Raw genomic sequence first — 17977 nt, 5'->3', positions numbered from 1 at the left:
AGTGGGGCTTGCAACAACAGAGGAGTCCACCTGTGGCGACACCCAACTACGCCTATGAAAAACGCCAGCGCGAACTGGCCAAGAAGCAGAAGAAGCTTGAAAAGGAGAAGGCCAAGGCCGAAAGAAAACCCGACGACCATGAGGGCGGCGGTATAGCGGGTGAAGACCAGGCATCCCCCGCAGCGGCGCATTCCGGCGAGGAAGGCCGCAGCAGCTGACAGCCTGGCTGCCCTGTGCTCAGGGCAGCAGTTTGCTGAGCTGTGGCCAGACGTTGTCCAGCATGCGCGGCTGGGCCTTGGCCGTGGGGTGGATGCGGTCAGCCTGGAACCACTGGGCCGAGTCGGCCGCATCGCCTATACCGGCCAGCAGGAAGGGCACGAGCGGTACCTTCTGCTCTTGCGCCACCTTGGAGAACAACTGCTCGAACTGGCGCGTATAGCCGCTGCCGTAGTTGGGAGGCACCTGCATGCCCACCAGCAGCACCTTGGCCCCGGCATCACGGGCCGCGCGTACCATGGCGTCGAGATTGCCCTGCGTGCTTTGCAGCGGCAGGCCGCGCAGCGCATCGTTGCCTCCCAATTCGATCACCACCACCGACGGCTTGTGCTGCTTGAGCAGGGCCGGCAGGCGCGAGCGGCCGCCCGAGGTGGTCTCGCCGCTCACGCTGGCGTTGACCAGCGGCACATTTTTCTGGCTCTCCTGCAGGCGCTTTTGCAGCAGCGCCACCCAGCCCGTGCCGCGGGCCAGACCGTACTCGGCACTCAGCGAATCGCCCAGCACCAGCAACGGGCCGGCGTCTGCAGCCCGGGCGGGCATGGCCGTCCAAGTACCCAGCAGACCGAAGGCCAAGCCGGCCGAGATAAAGTGGCGGCGTCGGCGCATTGCGCGCAGCTTGTCTTGCATCGTCTTCCCATCCTCCATGTCACAAAGCACTGCCCAGCCCCTGATCGAAGTCGAGCATGTCTTCAAGTCGGTCAGCGATTCGACCGGAACACTGGATATTCTGAGGGATATCGATCTGCGCTTCGCGGCAAGGGAAACCGTGGCCATTGTCGGTGCCTCGGGCTCGGGCAAGAGCACGCTGCTGTCCATACTCGCAGGCCTGGATACGCCCACGCGCGGCACGGTGCGGCTGCAGGGCCAGGACATGTTTGCGCTGGACGAGGATGCGCGCGCTGCCGTGCGTGCGCAGAAGCTGGGCTTTGTCTTCCAGAGCTTCCAGCTGCTGGGCAATCTGACGGCGCTGGAGAACGTGATGCTGCCGCTGGAGCTGGCCGGCAGCCGCGACGCCCGCCGCCGCGCCACCGAAATGCTGGAGCGCGTGGGGCTGGGCCAGCGCCTGGGCCACTATCCCAAGCTGCTGTCGGGCGGTGAGCAGCAGCGTGTGGCGCTGGCCCGCGCCTTCGTGGTCGAGCCCGCCGTGCTGCTGGCCGACGAGCCCACGGGCAGCCTGGACTTTGCGACCGGCGAAACCATCATGGAGCTGATGTTCGCGCTCAACCGTGAGCGCGGCACCACGTTGGTCATGGTCACGCATGACCGAGCCATCGCCGCGCGCTGCGAGCGGCGCGTGACCATCGAGGCCGGCCGCGTCGCCAGCATCGAAGAGGGGCAGGCGCTGGCGGCCTGATCGGCCGCCGGGTCAAGCGGCTGCAACCAGTGGCAGGACCTCAGGCGGCGACAGCTTCGCGCCGCCCGGCCGCCTCGCAGGCCGCGGCCGTGAAGATCACGTCCGTGGAGGAGTTGAGTGCGGTTTCGGCCGAGTCCTGGATCACGCCGATCACAAAGCCCACGCCCACCACCTGCATGGCCAGATCGTTGGAGATGCCGAACAGGCTGCAGGCCAGCGGAATCAGCAGCAGCGAGCCACCGGCCACGCCCGAGGCGCCGCAGGCGCACACCGCGGACACCACGCACAGCAAGATGGCGGTCAGCAGATCGACCTGGATGCCCAGGGTATGGGCCGCAGCCAGCGAGAGCACGCTGATGGTGACGGCGGCGCCGGCCATGTTGATGGTGGCGCCCAGCGGGATGGAGACGCTGTAGGTGTCCTCATCCAGGCCCAGGCGCTTGGCCAGCGCCAGGTTCACCGGGATGTTGGCGGCCGAGCTGCGCGTGAAGAAGGCCGTGACCGCGCTCTCGCGCAGGCAGGTCAGCACCAGGGGATAGGGATTGCGGCGCGTCTGCGTCCAGACGATGAACGGATTGACCACCAGGGCCACGAAGAGCATGCAGCCCAGCAGTACGGCCAGCAGGTGGGCATAGTCCAGCAGCTTTTCCAGGCCCGACTGGGCAAAGGTGCCCGCCACCAGGCCGAAGATGCCCAGCGGCGCCAGACGGATCACGCCCTGGATCACGCGGGTGATGGCCTGGCCCAGGTCATGCATCACGGCGCGCGTGGTCTCAGAGGCGTGGCGCAGGGCTAGGCCCATGGCCACTGCCCAGGCAAGGATGCCGATGTAGTTGGCATTCATCAGCGCGCGTACCGGGTTGTCGAAGGCGCTTTGCACCAGGGCCATCAGCACTTCGCCAATGCGCCCAGGCGCGCCCTGGGCGGGGGCGGCGTCCTTGAACTGGATGGTGGACGGGAAGGCCATGCTGGCCACCACGGCCACCACGGCCGCGGCAAAGGTGCCCAGCACATACAGCCACAGGATGGGCCGTATCTGCGTGGCGTGGCCGGGCCGGTGGTTGCTGGTGGCCGAGACCACCAGCAGCAGCACCAGGACAGGGGCAACGGCCTTGAGGGCGGAGATGAACAGCGTCCCCAGCAGGGATACGGACTGGGCGGCCTCGGGCCAGAGCCAGGCCAACAGGCCGCCGGCGACCAGACTGATGGCGATCTGGCCCACCAGGCTGGTGCGGGCAAGCCAGGCAAGAAAGGCTTTGAGCATGATGGTTGAGAAAGAAATGAAAAAACAGGGCGATGAAAAATGCAAAGCGGCATGCCCGTGGCTTCGGTGCATGCCGCAATGAGAGGGGCCCGCTGGAAAGCGGCCAACCCGCGCAGTGTAGCGGCTACGTAAAAACCACAGGAGCCGTTGCGTGCAGACGGGCTTCGTCCGGCGGGTGCCGGGGCTGCGCCCAATTGGCGGGATAATCGCGCCCCATGTCGTCCCCCAAAGTTCTCTTCGGCTTCCACGCCGTCGGCGTGCGCATGAAGACCGCGCCCCAATCCATCATCGAGGTCTACTACGAGGCCACGCGCCGTGATGCGCGCATGCGCCAGTTCCTCGACCGCGCCAAGTCGGCCGGCGTCCGGCTGATCGAGGCCGACGGTGAACGCCTGGCCAAGCTCGCCGGCAGCCACGGCCACCAGGGCGTGGCCGCGCGCGTGGAGGCGGTGGCACAGGTGCATTCGCTGGATGAACTGCTGGAGCAGCTGGAGGCCGATGGCGTCAGCAACCCGCTGCTGCTGGTGCTGGACGGCGTGACCGATCCGCACAACCTCGGCGCCTGCCTGCGCGTGGCCGATGGCGCAGGCGCCCATGCGGTGATTGCCCCCAAGGACCATGCGGTGGGCGTGAACGCCACCGTGGCCAAGGTGGCCAGCGGCGCGGCCGAGACCGTGCCCTATTTCATGGTCACCAATCTGGCGCGCACGCTCAACGAGCTCAAGGAGCGCGACATCTGGATCATCGGCACCAGCGACGATGCGCCCAAGACCCTGTACGAGGTGGACCTCAAGGGCCCCACGGCCCTGGTGCTGGGCGCAGAAGGCGACGGCATGCGCCAGCTCACGCGCAAGACCTGCGACGAGCTGATCGGCATTCCCATGATGGGTGCCGTCTCCAGCCTCAATGTGTCCGTGGCCAGCGGCGTGTGCCTGTACGAGGCGCTGCGCCAGCGCGGCCTGGGCACCACGCCTGCCGTATCCGCCGCCCCGGCCGACCAGATCTAGGCTGGCGCGCCGTCGGTGCCCAGCTCCACCACGCTCTCGAAGCCGCCCCAGAACATGCGCTTGGCGTCGAAGGGCATGGTGGCCGGGTCCATGGAGGCAATGCGCGGGTCCTTCATGACGGCGGCATTGATGCGGTCGCGCTCCGCGCGCGAGGCATAGACGATCCATGAAAAGAACACGATCTCGCCTTCCTTGAGCTGCACGGCCTGGGGAAACGAGGTCAGCTTGCCCATGGGCACGTCGTCGCCCGCGCATTCCCAGTACTGCAGCGCGCCGTATTCCATCCAGACCTTGCCTGCGGCCTCGGCCACCTCGCGGTAGGCCTGCAGGTTGGCCCGGGGAACGGGCAGTACGAATCCGTCGATGTAGTGCATGGTGCTCTCCTGGTGAAAACCGGCGTCAGAGCCGGGCTGCGAGTTCCGCCAACTGGTCTGCGCACTGGCCCCAGCCGCTGTGAAAGCCCATGGCCTCGTGCTGGGCGCGGTCGGCGGCATTCCAATGGCGCACCCGGGCGGTATAGCGGGTCTGGCTGCCTTCGGGGTCGAAGGTGACGATGCCCGTCATGAAGGGCTTTTCGGCTGGCACCCAGCCTTGGGTGAAGGCGTCGGTGAAGACCAGGCGCCGGTTGGGAATGACTTCCAGGTAGACACCGCTGCCGGGCATCTCCTGGCCTTCGGGGCTGCGCATGACGATGAGGCTGTGGCCGCCGGGCCGCACGTCGTTGTCCACCCGGGCCACGCTCCAGGGGCTGGGTGCAAACCATTGCTGGATCAGCGTCGGCTCGGTCCAGCAGCGGTAGAGCCTGTCGGCGGGGATGTCGAACAGGCGCGTGAGCACCAGGTCGTTGGCGTGTTCGGGAAGGTCTTGTGCTGTCATGGTGCTCCTCATTGCATGGAGTGCAGGCCGATGCGGTTGCCCTCGGTGTCCACCACGACGGCGCAGTGGCCGTGGGGGCCGATGGAGAATTTGGCCTGCTCGATGCGCCCGCCTGCGGCCTCGACGCGGCCCTGTTCTATGGCGCAGTCCTCGCAGCCGAAATAGACCAGCGTGCCGCCGCCGCCGGAAGGTGCGCCGTCCATCCGCACCAGCATTCCGCCCGCGCCGGGGCCTGTCATGTCCATCGGAAAGGACAGCATCTCCTGGCTGTCGGAGCCATCGGGCGCGGGCAGGTGCTCCAGCTTGCCCTGGAAGACGGTTTCATAGAACCGGCGCGCACGCGCCATGTCCTGCACATGGATCTCGAACCAGACGACGGGATTGGCGTTCATGAGGACTCCTTCTTGGGTGACTGAGGCAATGTGTCGGCCGGCCTTGTTCAGGCCTCGCCCTTGACGTTGACCATCCAGGGTGTGTTGAAGCGATCCGTCACCATGCCAAAGCCCGGCGACCAGAACGTGGCCTGGAAGGGCATGGTCACCTTGCCGCCTTCGGCCAGCGCGTTGAAGATGCGGCCGCCCTCGGTGGCGTCGTCCACGCCGATCGAGATCCACATGCCCTGGGCCTGCTGGTAGCCGCCGCCACCGCAGTTGTCGGTGGCGTCCGAGGCCATCAGCGCCTGGTCCTTGATCTGCAGGTGGGCATGCATGATCAGGCGCTTGTCGGCCTCGGGCATCTGCTCCATGCCCGGCGTCTCGCCAAAGGTGCTCTGGTGCACGATGGTGCCGCCGAACAGCCTGGCGTAGAAGGCGAAGGCCTCGGCGCAGTTGCCGTTGAAGTTCAGATAGGGGATGAATTGCATGGAACGCTCCTGGGAGGGACGGTGGCGAGGGGAGTGGAGGAACGGGAGGACGGGAGGAGGGGACCAGGAGGCTTCAGCCGCCGTCATGCGCGCGCTCAAGAGCGGCGATGTCCAGCTTTTGCATGCCCAGCAGGGCCTGCATCACGCGCTGGGCGGCGGCCATGTCGGGGCCTCCCATCCAGCTCGCCATCTGGGACGGAACGATTTGCCACGACAGGCCATGGCGGTCCTTGAGCCAGCCGCATTGACGCGCCGCCGGGTCGCCGCCCTCGGACAGGGCGCCCCAGTAGTGGTCTATCTCGTCCTGTGTATCGCAACTGACCATCAGCGAGACGGCCTCGTTGAAGCGGAACATGGGGCCGCCGTTGAGTGCCAGAAAGGGCTGGCCTTCCAGCTCGAATTGCACCGTCATCACGCTGCCCGCCGGCCTGCCGTGGATGTCGTGGCCTGCTTCGCCGTAGCGCGCAATGGCCGTGATGCGGGAATCGGGAAAGACTTCGGTATAGAAGCGCGCCGCCTGCTCGCCCTGGTTGTCGAACCAGAGGCAGGGCTGTATGCGGCCGGTGTGCAAAGCCATGCTTGTCTCCTTGGTGACGGTGATAACCGTTTCATGCCGTTCGATGCCGGCTTTTTATCGATTTCTGCCCGGCGTGTGTACGCCGTTCACATATGCTAGGGACTAAAATGGACGCTGTCCACATCAGGCGCTGTCAGCTTCGGTGTCAAGCTGTAAATCGGCGGGGCAGGGCTGTCTTCCCTCTCGGGTGATGTGGCCACGCAGAAAAAAGGAAGCAAAACAGTGACGCAGCGACGTGTCAGGCGTGAGTCATATCACCACGGCGACCTGCGCCAGGCCCTGGTCGAGGCTGGCCTGGCGCTGGCGCGTGAAGGCGGTCCCCAGGCGATCGTGCTGCGCGAGGCCACGCGCCGGGCGGGCGTGGCGCCCAATGCAGCCTATCGTCACTTTGCCAACCGCCAGGCGCTGTTTGATGCCGTGCGCGCCGCGGCCCTGGGCGCACTGGCCGCAGCCATCGAGGCCGAAATGGCCCAGGCGCGCACCCTGCCCGATGTGCTGCAGCGCTCACGCGCGCTGCTGGCTGCCGTGGGGCGCGGCTATCTGGGCTTTGCCCAGACGGAGACCGGCTGGTTTCGCACGGCCTTTGCTTCGGTCGAGTACGACGTGGACCTGCCGCCCGACACCACGCGTGCAGCGGCCATGGGACTGAACCCGTTCGAGCTGCTGGGCTATGCGCTGGACAGCATGGCCGAGGCCGGCGTGCTGCCTGCCGAGCGCCGGCCCCAGGCCGAGTTCCTGGCCTGGTCCGCGGTGCACGGCATGGCCTTGCTGGTGATAGACGGGCCGCTGCGCCACGCCACCGCCGAGCAGCGGCGCGCGCTGGCGCTGCGCCTGCTGGAGATGGTGGAAAAAGGCATTTGATGCGTGGCGGGGCGACACTGCCTCACAATGGCCTGCCTTTTTTCCATCGCCGCCCCGATGCCCGACGAACATTCCCTTTCCTCGCCTTCCCCCGCCGAGCCTGAACTGGCCGGCCAGGGCGAGCTGCGCGACCGCATCGCGCGTGCAGCCCATATCGCGGTGCTCACGGGCGCAGGCGTCAGCGCCGAATCCGGCGTACCCACCTTTCGCGACGACAAGAATAGCTACTGGGCACAGTTCAACCCGCAGGACATGGCCAGCGAGGCAGGCTTTCGCGCGCATCCGCAGCGCGTCTGGCAGTGGTATGCGCACCGGCGCGAAGCCGTGGCTGCGGTGCAGCCCAACGCCGGCCACCATGCGCTGGCGCAATGGGCCTTGCGCCACCCGGGCCGCATGACGCTGGTCACGCAGAACGTCGATGGCCTGCACCAGCGCGCAGGCAGCCCCGGCGTGCTGTGCCTGCATGGTGAGCTGATGCGGGACCGATGGCTGGAAAGGCCGCGCGCATGCTGCGATCTGGCCCAGGTGAAGCCGGGCGAGCCGCCGCAGTGCGCCGTCTGCGGCAACCTGGTGCGCCCGGGCGTGGTCTGGTTCGGCGAGTCCCTGCCCATGGGCGTGTGGCAGGCCGCGGAGGCGGCGGTGCAGCAGTGCGATGTGCTGCTGGTGGTGGGCACATCGGGCGCCGTGTACCCGGCTGCAGGGCTGGCGCGAATCGCACGCAGGGCGGGCGCACATGTGGCCGTGATCAATCCCGCACCGTCCGAGCTGGATGACGCGGCCCACCAATGCCTGCGCGGCCCGTCGGCACAGGTGCTGCCGCTGCTGCTGGGCGACTGAAGGCGGAGGGGCAGGCCGCCCGACGCGGCCCAGGGGGGGAGGGAAGGGGCTTGCGCCATGGCGGCTCCATTTGACGCACAACCGGGGCAGTCCCCTCCCTCTCGCGCATCCGCTCAGATCCAGCCCAGCGCTCCCAGCGCCGCGCCGGCGCCCAGCAGCCACAGCAGGTGGATGCGCGTGCGCCAGACCAGCAGGGCGCAGACCAGGGTCAGCAGCCACAGGCGCCAATCCTGGGCGGCGCGACCGCTGCCCGTGCCCAGCAGCCAGCCCGTGGCCAGCAGCAGGCCGATGACCAGAGGGCCCATGCCCTGCTTGAAGGCCCGCACGCCGCGCCGGTTCCTGTTGCGCTGGCCCCAGCGCGATGCCTGCCAGGCCAGCAGCGAACTGGGCAAGAGGATGCCGATCATGCAGATGGTCACCCCCAGTGCTCCAAAGGCCCAGGCCAGCAGGCCCGTGCCTCCGCCTGCGTTCAGGCCCAGGTTCCATCCCAGCAAGGCGATGAACAGCACATTGGGCCCGGGCGCCGCCTGGGCAATGGCGATGGAGGAGCTGAATTGCGCCTCGCTGAGCCAGCCATGGCCATCGACCAGAAAACGGTGCATGTCGGGCGCCGTGGCAATGGCCCCGCCCACGGCCATCAGCGACAGCGTCAGGAAATACAGCATCAACTGCAACCAGTCGGCGGGCTGCAGGCTCAGTGCAATCTGGTGGGCAGCATTCATGGCGTGAGCTTTCTCCAGGTCAGCACGCAGCCCGCGCCGCCGACCACCAGCAGCACCCAGGCCAGCGGAATGCGCATCACCGCCATGGCAATGAACGAGGCCAGCGCCAGCCCCGCGCTGCACCAGCGCCCCAGCGGGTGGCGGCTCAGCGTGCTGGCCAGCTTCAGGCCCATGCCCGCCACCAGGCCGGCTGCGACGGCGCCCATGCCGCGCAGCGCGCCGGCCACGGCGGGGTGGTCGGCCAGCTGGGAATAGATCACGGTCAGCGTCAGCACCAGCAGCATGGGAAAGCACAGCATGCCGCACACGGCCACCAAGGCACCGCGCCAGCCGAAGTAGCGCTCGCCAATGGTGATGGACAGGTTGACCACATTGGGGCCGGGCATGATCTGGGCCACGGCCCAGTCCTCCACAAACTCTTCATTGGTCAGCCAGCGCTTTTTCTCGACCAGCTCGCGCTGTACCACGGCCAGCACACCGCCAAAGCCCTGTAGGGCCAGCCATGTGAAGGACCAGAACAGATCGCGCAGATTGGCGGGGGCGGGGCGCCGGGCCGGCACATCGGCGGGGTCGTGTGGCGGGTGGGCCTGGGGCGGCGATGCGGGCATGTTCTGGCTTGTGTCTGAGCCGCCCGGGCAGGGCCCCGGGAGGGCATCGCTGTTGTCGTGGGGGAACCGCGCGGGCCGGTCCTGTCTTCGTGCGTGCCGCCGGGGCGGCACGCACGGAATGTTAATCCTGCGCAGCGGCCTTGTCGGCAGCGGCCCCATCGGCAAAGGCGATGGGGGCATTGCAAGCGCAGATGGCTTGCTGCCGGCATGCGCCCAGGCCTGCCCGCCGGCATGTCTGAACAGGAGTAGATTCTCTCCACCCACACAACCCGAGGATCTCCGACATGGACATGGATTGGAGCAAGGCGCTGCAGGAAAGCCTGGTCTGGCTGGCGGCGGCCTCAGTGATCACCGTCGTGGCTTTCGCGGCCGTGGCGCTGCTGGTGGTTCGATTCACCCGCTGGGGTCGGCAGTTCTGGCAGCTGGCCGGCCCGTTCCTGCACCCCAGAAACAGCTGGTGGCCGCTGCTGGTGTTCACGCTGCTGCTGGTGCTGGCCCTGGTCTCGGTGCGCATGAACGTGCTGTTTTCCTACTGGTACAACGGCTTCTACAGCGCGCTGCAGGAACTGGACCAGAAGGGCTTTTGGCGCTTCCTGGGTATCTTTGCGGTGCTGGCCACGGTCCACATCCTGCGCGAGCTGTTCAATTTCTATGTGAACCAGGCGTTTCGCATCCGCTGGCGGGTCTGGCTCAACGAGCGCGTGACCACCGACTGGATGCGCGGCGATGCCTACTATCGCAGCCACTTCCTGGACGAGCCGGTGGACAACCCCGACCAGCGCATCGAGCTGGATGTGAACACCTTTGTCTCGAACTCGCTGACCCTGGCGCTGGGTGCCGTCAGCGCGGTGGTCTCGCTGGTGGCGTTCACGGGCATTCTCTGGGGGCTGTCCGCGCCCATCGCGGTGGCGGGCGTGGAGGTTCCGCGGGCCATGGTGTTCGCGGTCTACCTCTATGTGATCGTCGCCACGCTGATCGCCTTTCGCCTGGGCCAGCCGCTGATTCGGCTGAACTTCCTGAACGAGAGGCTGACCGCCAACTTCCGCTACGCCCTGGTGCGCGTGCGCGAATATGCGGAGAACATCGCCTTCTACCAGGGCGCGGCCATCGAGCGCAACACGCTTTTGACGCGCTTTTCGGCGTTGATCGCCAATGTCTGGGCGCTGGTCTACCGCAGCCTGAAGTTCGACGGCTTCAACCTCACCGTCAACCAAGTGGCCGTGGTCTTTCCCTTTCTGCTGCAGGCGCCGCGCTTTTTCAGCGGTGCCATCAAGCTCGGTGATGTGATGCAGACCTCGCAGGCCTTCGGGCAGGTGCAGGATGCGCTGTCCTTCTTCCGAACCTCCTACGACACTTTCGCCCAGTACCGCGCTGCGCTGGATCGCCTGTGCGGCTTTCTGGATGCCAATGCGCAGACCCGCGAACTGCCCCAGGTCGTCCACAGAGAGCAGCCCGGCGCCCTGGACATCGAGCACCTGCAGGTCAGCCGCCCGGACGGCCACCACCTGCTCAGCGGCCTGCAACTGAAGCTCATTCCCGGCCAGGCGCTGCTGATCAAGGGGCCTTCGGGCAGTGGCAAGACCACCTTGCTGCGGTCCATTGCCGGCCTGTGGCCGCATGCCCAGGGCACGGTGGGCCGCCCGGGCGGCCACCAGGCGCTGTTCCTGTCGCAGCGCCCGTATCTGCCGCTGGGCGACCTGCGCACGGCCATTGCCTATCCGATGGATGCTTCACCGCAGGACGACGAGCGCCTTCAACAGGCGCTGCGCCAGGTCAGCCTGGCCCATCTGGCCGACAAGCTGGATGTCAACCAGGATTGGTCCCGCATTCTGTCGATTGGCGAGCAGCAGCGCCTGGCCTTTGCCCGCGTGCTGTTCAACCGGCCCGCCATCGTCTTTCTCGATGAATCCACCTCGGCCATGGACGAGGGCCTGGAGCATGCGCTGTACACGCTGCTGCGCGAGCAGATGCGCTCGACCATGCTGGTGAGCGTGGGCCACCGCAGCACGCTGGCGGGTTTCCATACCCACGCGCTGGCGGTCGATGGCAATGGCGGGTGGACGCTGTCGGAAGTAAGCGCACCGCAGAGCGCCCCCCAGGCTTGATCCGCGTGCGGCCCTGGGCCGCGCGCGATCAATCGTCCATGGGCAAAGAATCGCAGTTGCCCAGGTCGGAGGGCGGCTGCTGGGGCAGCTGGCGCACCGCGTCGCGCAGGGCGGTGCGCAGGCCCTCTTCCAGCACGGGGTGATAGATGGGCGCACGCAGCAACTCATGCACGGTCAGTTGCTGCTGCACGGCCAGGGCCAGCAGATGGGCCAGATGCTCGCCGGCCGGCGCGCACATTTCCGCGCCCAGCAGCCGGCCGCTGGCCGGGTCCGCATAGACGTGAAGCAGGCCCGCGTTGTGCTGCGCAGCGCGCGCACGCCCCTGGTGCGCGAAATCCACGCGGCCCACCACGAAGTCCTGCCCCAGCAGCGCCTTCATGGGCTGGCCCACGACGGCCGCGTTGGGCGAGCTGAAGACGATGGACAGCGGCGTGCGCCGCTCGAAGCAGGCCACGTTCTCTGCCATGGCGTTGGTGCCGGCAATATGGCCTTCGTCCACGGCCTCATGCAGCAAGGGGCGGTCGCCATTGGCATCGCCCGCGAGGAACAGCGGCAGCTCGCCGACCTGCAGTGTCTCGCGGCTTACGGGCGGCTGGCCGTGTTCGTCCAGCTCAAGTCCCAGCGTCTCAAGGCCCAGGCCTTCGAGCTGCGGGCGCCGACCCATGGCGGCCACCACATGGTCCACGACGATGCGGGTGTCGCCTGCACGCACGACGATGCTGCTGTCCGGGCCCTTGCTCAACTGCACTTCATGGTCGGTGATCACCGTCATCTCTTTCTCAAGCAGATGCCGCAACGCATCGGTGACGTTCGGGTCGGACAGGCCCGCCAGCTTCGGGCCGCGTCCCAATGCGGTGACCTCCAGTCCCAGCCGCGCCAGCGCCTGTGCAATCTCCACGCCCAGCGGACCCAGGCCGACGACGGCCACGCGCGGGCCCAGCGTCTTGCGTTCGAACAAGGTGTCGGTGGTCAGGATGCGCTTGCCAAAGCGCTTCCATTCCTCCGGCACCACGGGGCTTGAGCCCGGAGCGAGGATGAGCTTGCGCGCAGCCAGCACCTTGCCATTGACCTCGATCCGATTGGCTGCCAGCAGCCTGGCGCGCCCGTCGATGGCCCGCCAGCCCAGGCCCTCCGTGGCCTTGATCGTGCTTGCCACGAACTCGTCGCGCAGCTTGCGCACGCGGCGCAAAACGGCGGGCAGGTCCAGCTGCAGCCCGCTCGCGCCGCGTATGCCGAAGGCATCGAAGTGATGGCGTGCATGGAAGGCGTTGGCCGCCTCGATCAGGAGCTTGGACGGCATGCATCCCACCCGCGCACAGGTCGTTCCCCAGGGCCCGTCGTTGACGATGGCGAAATGCTCCGTGTGCTTGCGCACCTCGCGCAGTGCCGACAGTCCGGCCGAGCCGGCACCGACGATGATCACGTCGAGGGCGGTGGTGGGTGGGTTTTTCATGCTGTCTGATTCCTTTGACTGTGGCACCAGGTCCCGTGGAGGTCTCCGCTGCCGGTGGATGTGCCGAAAGGTGTGCCGACGGAAGTGCCGACTGAAGTGCCGACTGAAGTGCCGACAGATGGTCGAGATGACTGCCTCGCCTGCCATGGGACATGCGTGCCAGTCTGCATGCTGGCGCTCGCGGCAGTCGTAGGCGAAGGGCCGAAACCGCTGCTGGACATCCAGGGCCCGGCCCGTGCCGCGCAGGGGCTAGCCGGATGCCCAGTGTTGCCATGCCGCGCCCGTGCGGCTGCCTGATGCGCCGAAATCCGCTTCCCGCGCAAAGCGCCTGAGGGAGGTCTCGGTAACCCTCAAATGGCTGACACGGCACAAGCGGCTTTGCGCTGTTTGCAACCAGCGGCGCAGGGACCAATGAAGCTGCGCCACCATCTCGCCATGCACCTGTGCGCTGTGCAGGCGCAGGCGGCCATCGAGGATGAAGGCCCTCACCGACCGTGCAGAAAGCTGCAGGTCCTCGCAGACCTGCCTCAGCCCGACGCCTTCGCGGACCCGGGTGCTCAGGCCGCGCCTGTGCATCTGGCAGCGAACGGAGCGTTCGCTGCGGTCCAGTCGGCGGCAGATCACCTGCACGGGCAGGACGCCGGCCCAGCGTTCGAGTGCCAGCAGTTCTGCCGGACTCCAGCGGCGGCGAATTGCTCCATTCGGCCATGCGCTGTCGGATGTCAGGCAGTGTGTGATTGCCATGGAGAGCCCCCATTCATATGGCGCTGCGCTATGGCATGGCCTGAATCCCGGATGCCGATGAGACAATTATTGATGGAGGATTCTTTTGCAAGCTTTTGATTTTGTTGATTGTTTTTGTTGTTTTGATTGCTGCTCGGATGGACGGCTCCATACCGCGATGCCTATCGTGGGGCCGGGATGCGGATCACGGAAATAGCGTCTGCGCCGGCGCGCATATGCCAAGCCCCATGCGGATTTCCTGTTCGGCGCCCGATTTCCATGAACGACTTCTTTGCTTTTTCAGGAGAACCCTTCATGCGCCTTCAGCCAAAGCATTTGAATTTTTCCGTTGCGTGCCTAGCGTTGCTGGCACTGCCGGCCGCGCAGGCCCTGCCCATGCAGGACGTGGGCACGTCGGCAGGTCCGCAATGCGTGGGCCTGGACATCAACAACAGCGGCCATGTCGTGGGCGCCTGTGCAGAGAGCGACGGCTCGTCCGCAGGCTTCGTGTCGCTGGCGCCGGGCAGTGCGGCGGACCTTGTGCGCCTGTCGCCGGGCCGCAACTGCAACGCGGCGGCCATCACCAACAGCGGCCAGGTGGTGGGCAGCTGCCTGGACGGCAATTCGGTGTCCGTGGGGGTGTTCTGGAATGCGGCCACGCCGGCCACGGTGCAGACACTGCAGCCGCTGACGCTCGATGTGCGCAGCATGCCCACGGCATTCAACCAGGGCGGCTATGTGGCAGGCGTCAGCCTGAGCGGCAGCAACACGGCCCGCCCTGTCATGTGGCGCAACAATGAAACCACGGCACGCGCGCTGCCGGCGGGCCTGCTGGGCCTGAACAGCACCAACTGCATTCCGTCCGATGTGGACAATTTCGTGGTGGGCGGCAACATGCCGGGCATCGTGGGCAACTGTCCCGACAACAGCGGGCATCCGCGTCCTGTCTATTGGTCTGCCGCAGTTCTGGGCGGCTATATGGCCACGGCCCTGAACCTGCCTCTCAATGCCGTCTTCTGCCGCGCAAAGACCGTCGTCAATACCCGCATCATGGGCTACTGCGATTTCGGTGCCCAGGGTGGACGCACCGTCGTCTGGCTCAACTCGTCCTCCAGTCCGCAGGTGTTGTCCATATCGTCCCCGCCCGCGCGAAACAGCGGCGTCGATCTCAACATCCTCGGCGAGGTGATTGGGCACTACCAGTTGGCAGACGGGCGCAGCATGCCCTATTACTGGAACAGCCAGACCGGTGTCATCCGCGATATTCCTCCGCTGCCTGGCGGCATGAATGCACGTGTGGTGGATATCGGTGACAACGGAACGGTGGCAGGCCACAGCGAACTGGCCGACGGAAGTTCGCACGCCATCACCTGGACCCCCTTGGGCGGCACCGTGGACCAGGGAACCCTCGCAGGCGGCGAGAACAGTGCGGCCTCGGCACTGAGCCAGGATGGCTGCTACATGACAGGAAGGAGCGAAGTCGCGCAATTGGCCACGCATGCCTTCGTGCAGAACCTGTGCACGCCATGAAGGCGCAGCCTCGTCTCACACCGTGCATAAAGGAAATACCATGAAGATGCGATATCCAAGACTTGCAACCACACTGGCAATCGCTGTGTGCGGGCTCTGGGCCCCTGCAGTGCAAGCGAACGGCATTTCATTCGAGAATTTTTCCTCCTCCAATGCGGCACAGGCTTTTTTGGGCTCATATAGTATGTTGCCCCTGATGATGGCGCGAACGAGCGAGTTGTCGAAATTGATGGAAATGATGACTGCGAATACAGGTAAAACCGAACTAATGCCACTTCAGATGATGGCGAAATGAATATGAGCATGTTTGCGGTATGAATGCGCCTGTGGTGAATATAGGCGATACCGCAATGGTGGCTTGCTACAGCGAACTGGGCGATGAAAGCTTTCGCGCCATCATCTGGGCGTCCACAGACAACGCGTGCTGTGTGCAGAATCTGTGGACTCCTGCTCGTCAGTATCAATTTAAAAACGATGAGATAAAGGGGTTGAAATGAGATTTCGATATGAAAAATCATTGTCCACTATGGTGGTATTTGGTGTTTTAATGTCCTCATCTGCGGCGCATGCAAATAATATTTATTTTTCGGAAGATGGTCTAATAAATTTGGAAAATAGCAGCCTGTATGCAAATGGTAGTTCAGTTGGAGCTGGCTTTTATCATACTTGTGGCAGTGTTTTGATATCGGGAAATAAGTTGGTGACAGCTGCTTATTGCCTTGGGTATTCCTTTAGGGAACTACATTGATCAGGGCTTGAAAGCTAACTGTCTAATTTCACATGGCTTGTTTTGCCTGCTTGCGATTTGCTTTTTGGCCATTTGATGAGTAATTACCAGCATCAAATCAGTCTGGCAATGCCATGCGGCCCGGCCTTCCGCCATGGCTGGGCGCCTGTTCCGGCGCAGGGGCATCGTCGGCCATCAACTTCCCCATCAGGCCTCGCAGGATTGCCAGCGTCGGCGCCTCGCTGCGCTGACGCAGCGTGACCAGCCCGAAGCGGGCGGTGCTGCGCATGGGCGGGTCCATGGGCAATTCGGCCAGGTCCGGGGCGACGGCGCGCACGGCCAGCAGCACGGTGTCGCTGTTGCGCGCAACGTCCACAAGGCTAGGCAACTCCTCGCACTGCAGTGTGACGAACCGCGCCGGGTGGGCCATGGCGCCATAGGTCTCCACCAGCAGCCAGGCCACCTGGTCGCTCAATGGGGTGGAGGCGACGGGGTAGCGCTGCACATCCTCGAAGCGCAGATCCCGCTGCAGGCGGGCCAGTGGATGGTCGGTGCGGCACATGAAGGCGGCGCGCATTTCGTGCACGACGTCCAGCGCAAGGTCGGGTGCGGGCCGCAGCGCGCGCAGGTCCACGACCAGGGCGTCGAGCAGGCGCTCGCGTAGCGAGTGCACCAGCAGATCGGTGCTGCCGCGCGCCACCTCGGTTCGCACGCCGGGATGGTGCACGGTCATGTGCTGCAGGAACGGCGTCATCAATATTGCGCCGGGGCCCGATCCCAGGCCCACACGCACAGTGCCGGCCGCACCCTCGCGCAATTGGCGCCCCCTGTCACGCAGCTCGTCGGCTTCAGTCACCAGGGCGCGTGCCCGTCCCAGCATCTCGCGGCCGAATGCTGTGAGTTCGCTGTGGCGGCCGATGCGGTCGAACAAGGGTATGCCCAGCTCCTGCTCCAGCGCGCGCACGCTGCGGCTGAGGGCCGGCTGTGTCAGATGCATGGCCTCGGCCGAGCGGCTGAAGGAGCCGGTCTGCGCCACCGATATGAGATGTCTGAGCTGCACCAGCGTCATGATTTTTCGCGCCCTGAAGTCTGCATGAAACTCATGCTAATGCAGCCAACAATGCATTGGACGTTCGATGACCCGGCTCCTAGGATGCCGCGTATCCGGCCGACCGAGCCGGAGCCATCCACCAAGGAGACATGATGAGATTTTTGTTCCAGCGCGTTTGGCTGACGGGCGCCGGCCTGCTGCTGAGCGCGGGCCTGGCCTGTGCGCAGAGCCCGTCCTCCAGGCCCGTGAGCCTGATGGTTCCCTATCCGGCCGGCGGCCCTTCGGATGCCGTTGCCCGCATCTTCAGCGTGCCGCTGTCCAAGGCACTGGGCCAGCAGGTCATCGTGGAGAACCTGGGCGGCGTCAGCGGCGCCATGGCCGCGCAAAAGGTGCTGGCCGCTCCGCCTGACGGGCACTACGTCTTCCAGGGCTCGCCCAACGAGGTGATCCTGTCGCCGCTGGCCAATGCCGCCGTGCGGCTCAAGTGCGAGGATTTCCGCCTGGTCCATCCCGTGGCCGAGGCCGTGATGGTCTTCGTCGCTCGCAAGGACCTGGAGGCCGGCAATGTGGATGAGCTGATCGCGCTGGCCCGCAAAAGCGCCAGCCGGCCGCTGTCGTACGGCAGCGTCGGGATTGGCTCGCTCTACCACCTGATCCTGGAGAAGGTGCAGCAGGACGCTGGCATACAACTCATGCATGTGCCCTACAAGGGCAACGCGCCGCTGCTGCAGGACATCGGCAGCGGGCAAGTCGATTTCGCTGTGCTCGTCTACAGCGCTGCCATGGGCGCGCTGGCCGAGCAGGGCCGGCTCAAGATCCTGGGCCAGCTGGGGGAGCAGCGATCGGAGCTGCTCAAGAATGTGCCCACGGTGCGTGAGGGCCGGGAGCTGAAAAACTTCGCCTACAAGACCTGGACCAGCTTCCTGGTGCGCAAGGACACGCCGCAGGAGGTGTTGCAAAGGCTGCACCAGGCGATAGGCGCCATGCTCAAGGACCCGGGCGTGCGCGAGCAACTGGCCCTGCAGACCCAACTGGCCGCGGCGCCCATGTCGCTGGCCGAAGCCGCGCAGTTCTATGAGGCCGAGACGGCCCGCTACCGCAGCATTGCCCGCTCCATCCGCCTGCAACCCCAGTGAGACGCCGC

General features: G+C 65.8%; 22 protein-coding genes. 10 read left to right on the top strand and 12 right to left on the bottom strand.

Annotation, left to right across the window (positions count from 1 at the left end; translation table 11 throughout):
- The first annotated feature begins 32 nt into the window (after window positions 1-32).
- On the top strand, window positions 33-218 hold the full coding sequence (locus AC5I49_RS26495) for a hypothetical protein (protein WP_133074036.1): 186 nt from the start codon (window positions 33-35) through the stop codon (window positions 216-218).
- A 19-nt stretch (window positions 219-237) separates the two neighbouring features.
- Here the strand turns inward: AC5I49_RS26495 and AC5I49_RS26490 are convergent, their stop codons facing one another.
- Window positions 238-903: an arylesterase gene (locus AC5I49_RS26490; protein ID WP_016447154.1), complete on the bottom strand. Its 666-nt coding sequence runs from the start codon at window positions 901-903 to the stop codon at window positions 238-240.
- A gap of 16 nt (window positions 904-919) precedes the next feature.
- Between AC5I49_RS26490 and AC5I49_RS26485 the strand changes: the two genes are divergently transcribed.
- Entirely contained in the window at window positions 920-1630 is a 711-nt protein-coding gene (locus AC5I49_RS26485; RefSeq protein WP_017403911.1) for an ABC transporter ATP-binding protein, read from the top strand.
- 40 nt (window positions 1631-1670) lie between these two features.
- Here the strand turns inward: AC5I49_RS26485 and sstT are convergent, their stop codons facing one another.
- Window positions 1671-2894 carry a serine/threonine transporter SstT gene (gene sstT, locus AC5I49_RS26480; protein ID WP_016447152.1) on the bottom strand — a complete coding sequence of 408 codons (1224 nt, stop codon included), beginning with the start codon at window positions 2892-2894 and terminating at the stop codon, window positions 1671-1673.
- A gap of 215 nt (window positions 2895-3109) precedes the next feature.
- On the opposite strand from sstT, the gene rlmB reads away from it, so the two are divergent.
- Entirely contained in the window at window positions 3110-3901 is a 792-nt protein-coding gene (rlmB, locus tag AC5I49_RS26475; RefSeq protein WP_016447151.1) for a 23S rRNA (guanosine(2251)-2'-O)-methyltransferase RlmB, read from the top strand.
- Here the strand turns inward: rlmB and AC5I49_RS26470 are convergent.
- The 5 genes from AC5I49_RS26470 to AC5I49_RS26450 all read right to left on the bottom strand — a co-directional run bounded on the left by AC5I49_RS26470 (window position 3898) and on the right by AC5I49_RS26450 (window position 6216).
- On the bottom strand, window positions 3898-4275 hold the full coding sequence (locus AC5I49_RS26470) for a DUF1428 domain-containing protein (RefSeq protein ID WP_016451671.1): 378 nt from the start codon (window positions 4273-4275) through the stop codon (window positions 3898-3900). The genes rlmB and AC5I49_RS26470 overlap by 4 nt on opposite strands.
- Window positions 4276-4300: 25 nt before the next feature.
- Window positions 4301-4777 carry an SRPBCC family protein gene (locus AC5I49_RS26465; protein ID WP_016447149.1) on the bottom strand — a complete coding sequence of 159 codons (477 nt, stop codon included), beginning with the start codon at window positions 4775-4777 and terminating at the stop codon, window positions 4301-4303.
- Between the two features lie 8 nt (window positions 4778-4785).
- Window positions 4786-5169: a VOC family protein gene (locus AC5I49_RS26460; RefSeq protein WP_013802186.1), complete on the bottom strand. Its 384-nt coding sequence runs from the start codon at window positions 5167-5169 to the stop codon at window positions 4786-4788.
- Window positions 5170-5216: 47 nt separating this feature from the next.
- A complete protein-coding gene (locus AC5I49_RS26455; RefSeq protein ID WP_034365141.1) occupies window positions 5217-5639 on the bottom strand; it encodes a VOC family protein in 423 nt (140 codons plus the stop codon).
- 73 nt (window positions 5640-5712) lie between these two features.
- Window positions 5713-6216, bottom strand: a complete 504-nt coding sequence (locus tag AC5I49_RS26450) for a VOC family protein (protein ID WP_016447147.1) — start codon at window positions 6214-6216, stop codon at window positions 5713-5715.
- 222 nt (window positions 6217-6438) lie between these two features.
- Between AC5I49_RS26450 and AC5I49_RS26445 the strand changes: the two genes are divergently transcribed.
- Together AC5I49_RS26445 and AC5I49_RS26440 are read left to right on the top strand one after the other, a co-directional pair.
- The gene (locus AC5I49_RS26445) at window positions 6439-7077 is read left to right on the top strand and encodes a TetR/AcrR family transcriptional regulator (RefSeq protein ID WP_016447146.1); all 639 of its coding nucleotides are present in this window, start codon (window positions 6439-6441) and stop codon (window positions 7075-7077) included.
- A 57-nt stretch (window positions 7078-7134) separates the two neighbouring features.
- Window positions 7135-7914, top strand: a complete 780-nt coding sequence (locus tag AC5I49_RS26440; protein WP_203400916.1) for an SIR2 family NAD-dependent protein deacylase — start codon at window positions 7135-7137, stop codon at window positions 7912-7914.
- A gap of 113 nt (window positions 7915-8027) precedes the next feature.
- Here AC5I49_RS26440 and AC5I49_RS26435 read toward each other — a convergent pair whose 3' ends face one another.
- Both AC5I49_RS26435 and AC5I49_RS26430 read right to left on the bottom strand, forming a co-directional pair.
- Window positions 8028-8636 (bottom strand): chromate transporter, encoded by a 609-nt coding sequence (locus tag AC5I49_RS26435; protein ID WP_244388119.1) that lies wholly within the window; start codon window positions 8634-8636, stop codon window positions 8028-8030.
- Window positions 8633-9244, bottom strand: coding sequence for a chromate transporter (locus AC5I49_RS26430; RefSeq protein WP_495790129.1), 612 nt, complete (start codon window positions 9242-9244; stop codon window positions 8633-8635). Before AC5I49_RS26430 ends, AC5I49_RS26435 begins: the two co-directional genes overlap by 4 nt.
- 284 nt (window positions 9245-9528) lie before the next feature.
- Between AC5I49_RS26430 and AC5I49_RS26425 the strand changes: the two genes are divergently transcribed.
- On the top strand, window positions 9529-11349 hold the full coding sequence (locus AC5I49_RS26425) for an SbmA/BacA-like family transporter (protein WP_017403922.1): 1821 nt from the start codon (window positions 9529-9531) through the stop codon (window positions 11347-11349).
- 28 nt (window positions 11350-11377) lie between these two features.
- On the opposite strand, the gene AC5I49_RS26420 is transcribed toward AC5I49_RS26425, so the two are convergent.
- Both AC5I49_RS26420 and AC5I49_RS26415 read right to left on the bottom strand, forming a co-directional pair.
- Window positions 11378-12802 (bottom strand): dihydrolipoyl dehydrogenase, encoded by a 1425-nt coding sequence (locus AC5I49_RS26420; protein WP_017403923.1) that lies wholly within the window; start codon window positions 12800-12802, stop codon window positions 11378-11380.
- Window positions 12803-13051: 249 nt separating this feature from the next.
- Complete coding sequence (locus AC5I49_RS26415; protein WP_016451677.1) at window positions 13052-13546, bottom strand: hypothetical protein; 495 nt, start codon at window positions 13544-13546, stop codon at window positions 13052-13054.
- A gap of 294 nt (window positions 13547-13840) precedes the next feature.
- Between AC5I49_RS26415 and AC5I49_RS26410 the strand changes: the two genes are divergently transcribed.
- From AC5I49_RS26410 to AC5I49_RS26400, 3 genes are read left to right on the top strand one after another with little or no spacing between them, the layout of a single operon-like run.
- Complete coding sequence (locus tag AC5I49_RS26410; RefSeq protein ID WP_046239844.1) at window positions 13841-15055, top strand: HAF family protein; 1215 nt, start codon at window positions 13841-13843, stop codon at window positions 15053-15055.
- Between the two features lie 40 nt (window positions 15056-15095).
- Entirely contained in the window at window positions 15096-15350 is a 255-nt protein-coding gene (locus AC5I49_RS26405) for a hypothetical protein (protein ID WP_158528272.1), read from the top strand.
- Window positions 15351-15369: 19 nt separating this feature from the next.
- Window positions 15370-15552, top strand: coding sequence for a hypothetical protein (locus tag AC5I49_RS26400; RefSeq protein WP_158528271.1), 183 nt, complete (start codon window positions 15370-15372; stop codon window positions 15550-15552).
- Between the two features lie 348 nt (window positions 15553-15900).
- On the opposite strand, the gene AC5I49_RS26395 is transcribed toward AC5I49_RS26400, so the two are convergent.
- Window positions 15901-16851, bottom strand: coding sequence for a LysR family transcriptional regulator (locus AC5I49_RS26395; RefSeq protein WP_244388123.1), 951 nt, complete (start codon window positions 16849-16851; stop codon window positions 15901-15903).
- 134 nt (window positions 16852-16985) lie between these two features.
- On the opposite strand from AC5I49_RS26395, the gene AC5I49_RS26390 reads away from it, so the two are divergent.
- The gene (locus tag AC5I49_RS26390; protein ID WP_495790128.1) at window positions 16986-17969 is read left to right on the top strand and encodes a tripartite tricarboxylate transporter substrate binding protein; all 984 of its coding nucleotides are present in this window, start codon (window positions 16986-16988) and stop codon (window positions 17967-17969) included.
- The last annotated feature ends 8 nt before the right edge of the window (window positions 17970-17977 follow it).

This window comes from Delftia sp., assembly GCF_059499305.1.
The sequence above is the reverse complement of the archived record's forward strand: the minus strand, read 5'-3'. Positions and strand labels throughout refer to the sequence as shown.

Coding starts and splice junctions, on each gene's coding strand:
- AC5I49_RS26425 (WP_017403922.1), top strand. CDS start 9,529: ATGGACATGGATTGGAGCAAGGCGCTGCAGGAAAGCCTGGTCTGGCTG.
- AC5I49_RS26450 (WP_016447147.1), bottom strand. CDS start 6,216: ATGGCTTTGCACACCGGCCGCATACAGCCCTGCCTCTGGTTCGACAAC.
- sstT (WP_016447152.1), bottom strand. CDS start 2,894: ATGCTCAAAGCCTTTCTTGCCTGGCTTGCCCGCACCAGCCTGGTGGGC.
- rlmB (WP_016447151.1), top strand. CDS start 3,110: ATGTCGTCCCCCAAAGTTCTCTTCGGCTTCCACGCCGTCGGCGTGCGC.
- AC5I49_RS26430 (WP_495790129.1), bottom strand. CDS start 9,244: ATGCCCGCATCGCCGCCCCAGGCCCACCCGCCACACGACCCCGCCGAT.
- AC5I49_RS26460 (WP_013802186.1), bottom strand. CDS start 5,169: ATGAACGCCAATCCCGTCGTCTGGTTCGAGATCCATGTGCAGGACATG.
- AC5I49_RS26465 (WP_016447149.1), bottom strand. CDS start 4,777: ATGACAGCACAAGACCTTCCCGAACACGCCAACGACCTGGTGCTCACG.
- AC5I49_RS26470 (WP_016451671.1), bottom strand. CDS start 4,275: ATGCACTACATCGACGGATTCGTACTGCCCGTTCCCCGGGCCAACCTG.
- AC5I49_RS26400 (WP_158528271.1), top strand. CDS start 15,370: ATGAATGCGCCTGTGGTGAATATAGGCGATACCGCAATGGTGGCTTGC.
- AC5I49_RS26415 (WP_016451677.1), bottom strand. CDS start 13,546: ATGGCAATCACACACTGCCTGACATCCGACAGCGCATGGCCGAATGGA.
- AC5I49_RS26420 (WP_017403923.1), bottom strand. CDS start 12,802: ATGAAAAACCCACCCACCACCGCCCTCGACGTGATCATCGTCGGTGCC.
- AC5I49_RS26395 (WP_244388123.1), bottom strand. CDS start 16,851: ATGACGCTGGTGCAGCTCAGACATCTCATATCGGTGGCGCAGACCGGC.
- AC5I49_RS26440 (WP_203400916.1), top strand. CDS start 7,135: ATGCCCGACGAACATTCCCTTTCCTCGCCTTCCCCCGCCGAGCCTGAA.
- AC5I49_RS26405 (WP_158528272.1), top strand. CDS start 15,096: ATGAAGATGCGATATCCAAGACTTGCAACCACACTGGCAATCGCTGTG.
- AC5I49_RS26485 (WP_017403911.1), top strand. CDS start 920: ATGTCACAAAGCACTGCCCAGCCCCTGATCGAAGTCGAGCATGTCTTC.
- AC5I49_RS26390 (WP_495790128.1), top strand. CDS start 16,986: ATGAGATTTTTGTTCCAGCGCGTTTGGCTGACGGGCGCCGGCCTGCTG.
- AC5I49_RS26435 (WP_244388119.1), bottom strand. CDS start 8,636: ATGAATGCTGCCCACCAGATTGCACTGAGCCTGCAGCCCGCCGACTGG.
- AC5I49_RS26455 (WP_034365141.1), bottom strand. CDS start 5,639: ATGCAATTCATCCCCTATCTGAACTTCAACGGCAACTGCGCCGAGGCC.
- AC5I49_RS26490 (WP_016447154.1), bottom strand. CDS start 903: ATGCAAGACAAGCTGCGCGCAATGCGCCGACGCCGCCACTTTATCTCG.
- AC5I49_RS26410 (WP_046239844.1), top strand. CDS start 13,841: ATGCGCCTTCAGCCAAAGCATTTGAATTTTTCCGTTGCGTGCCTAGCG.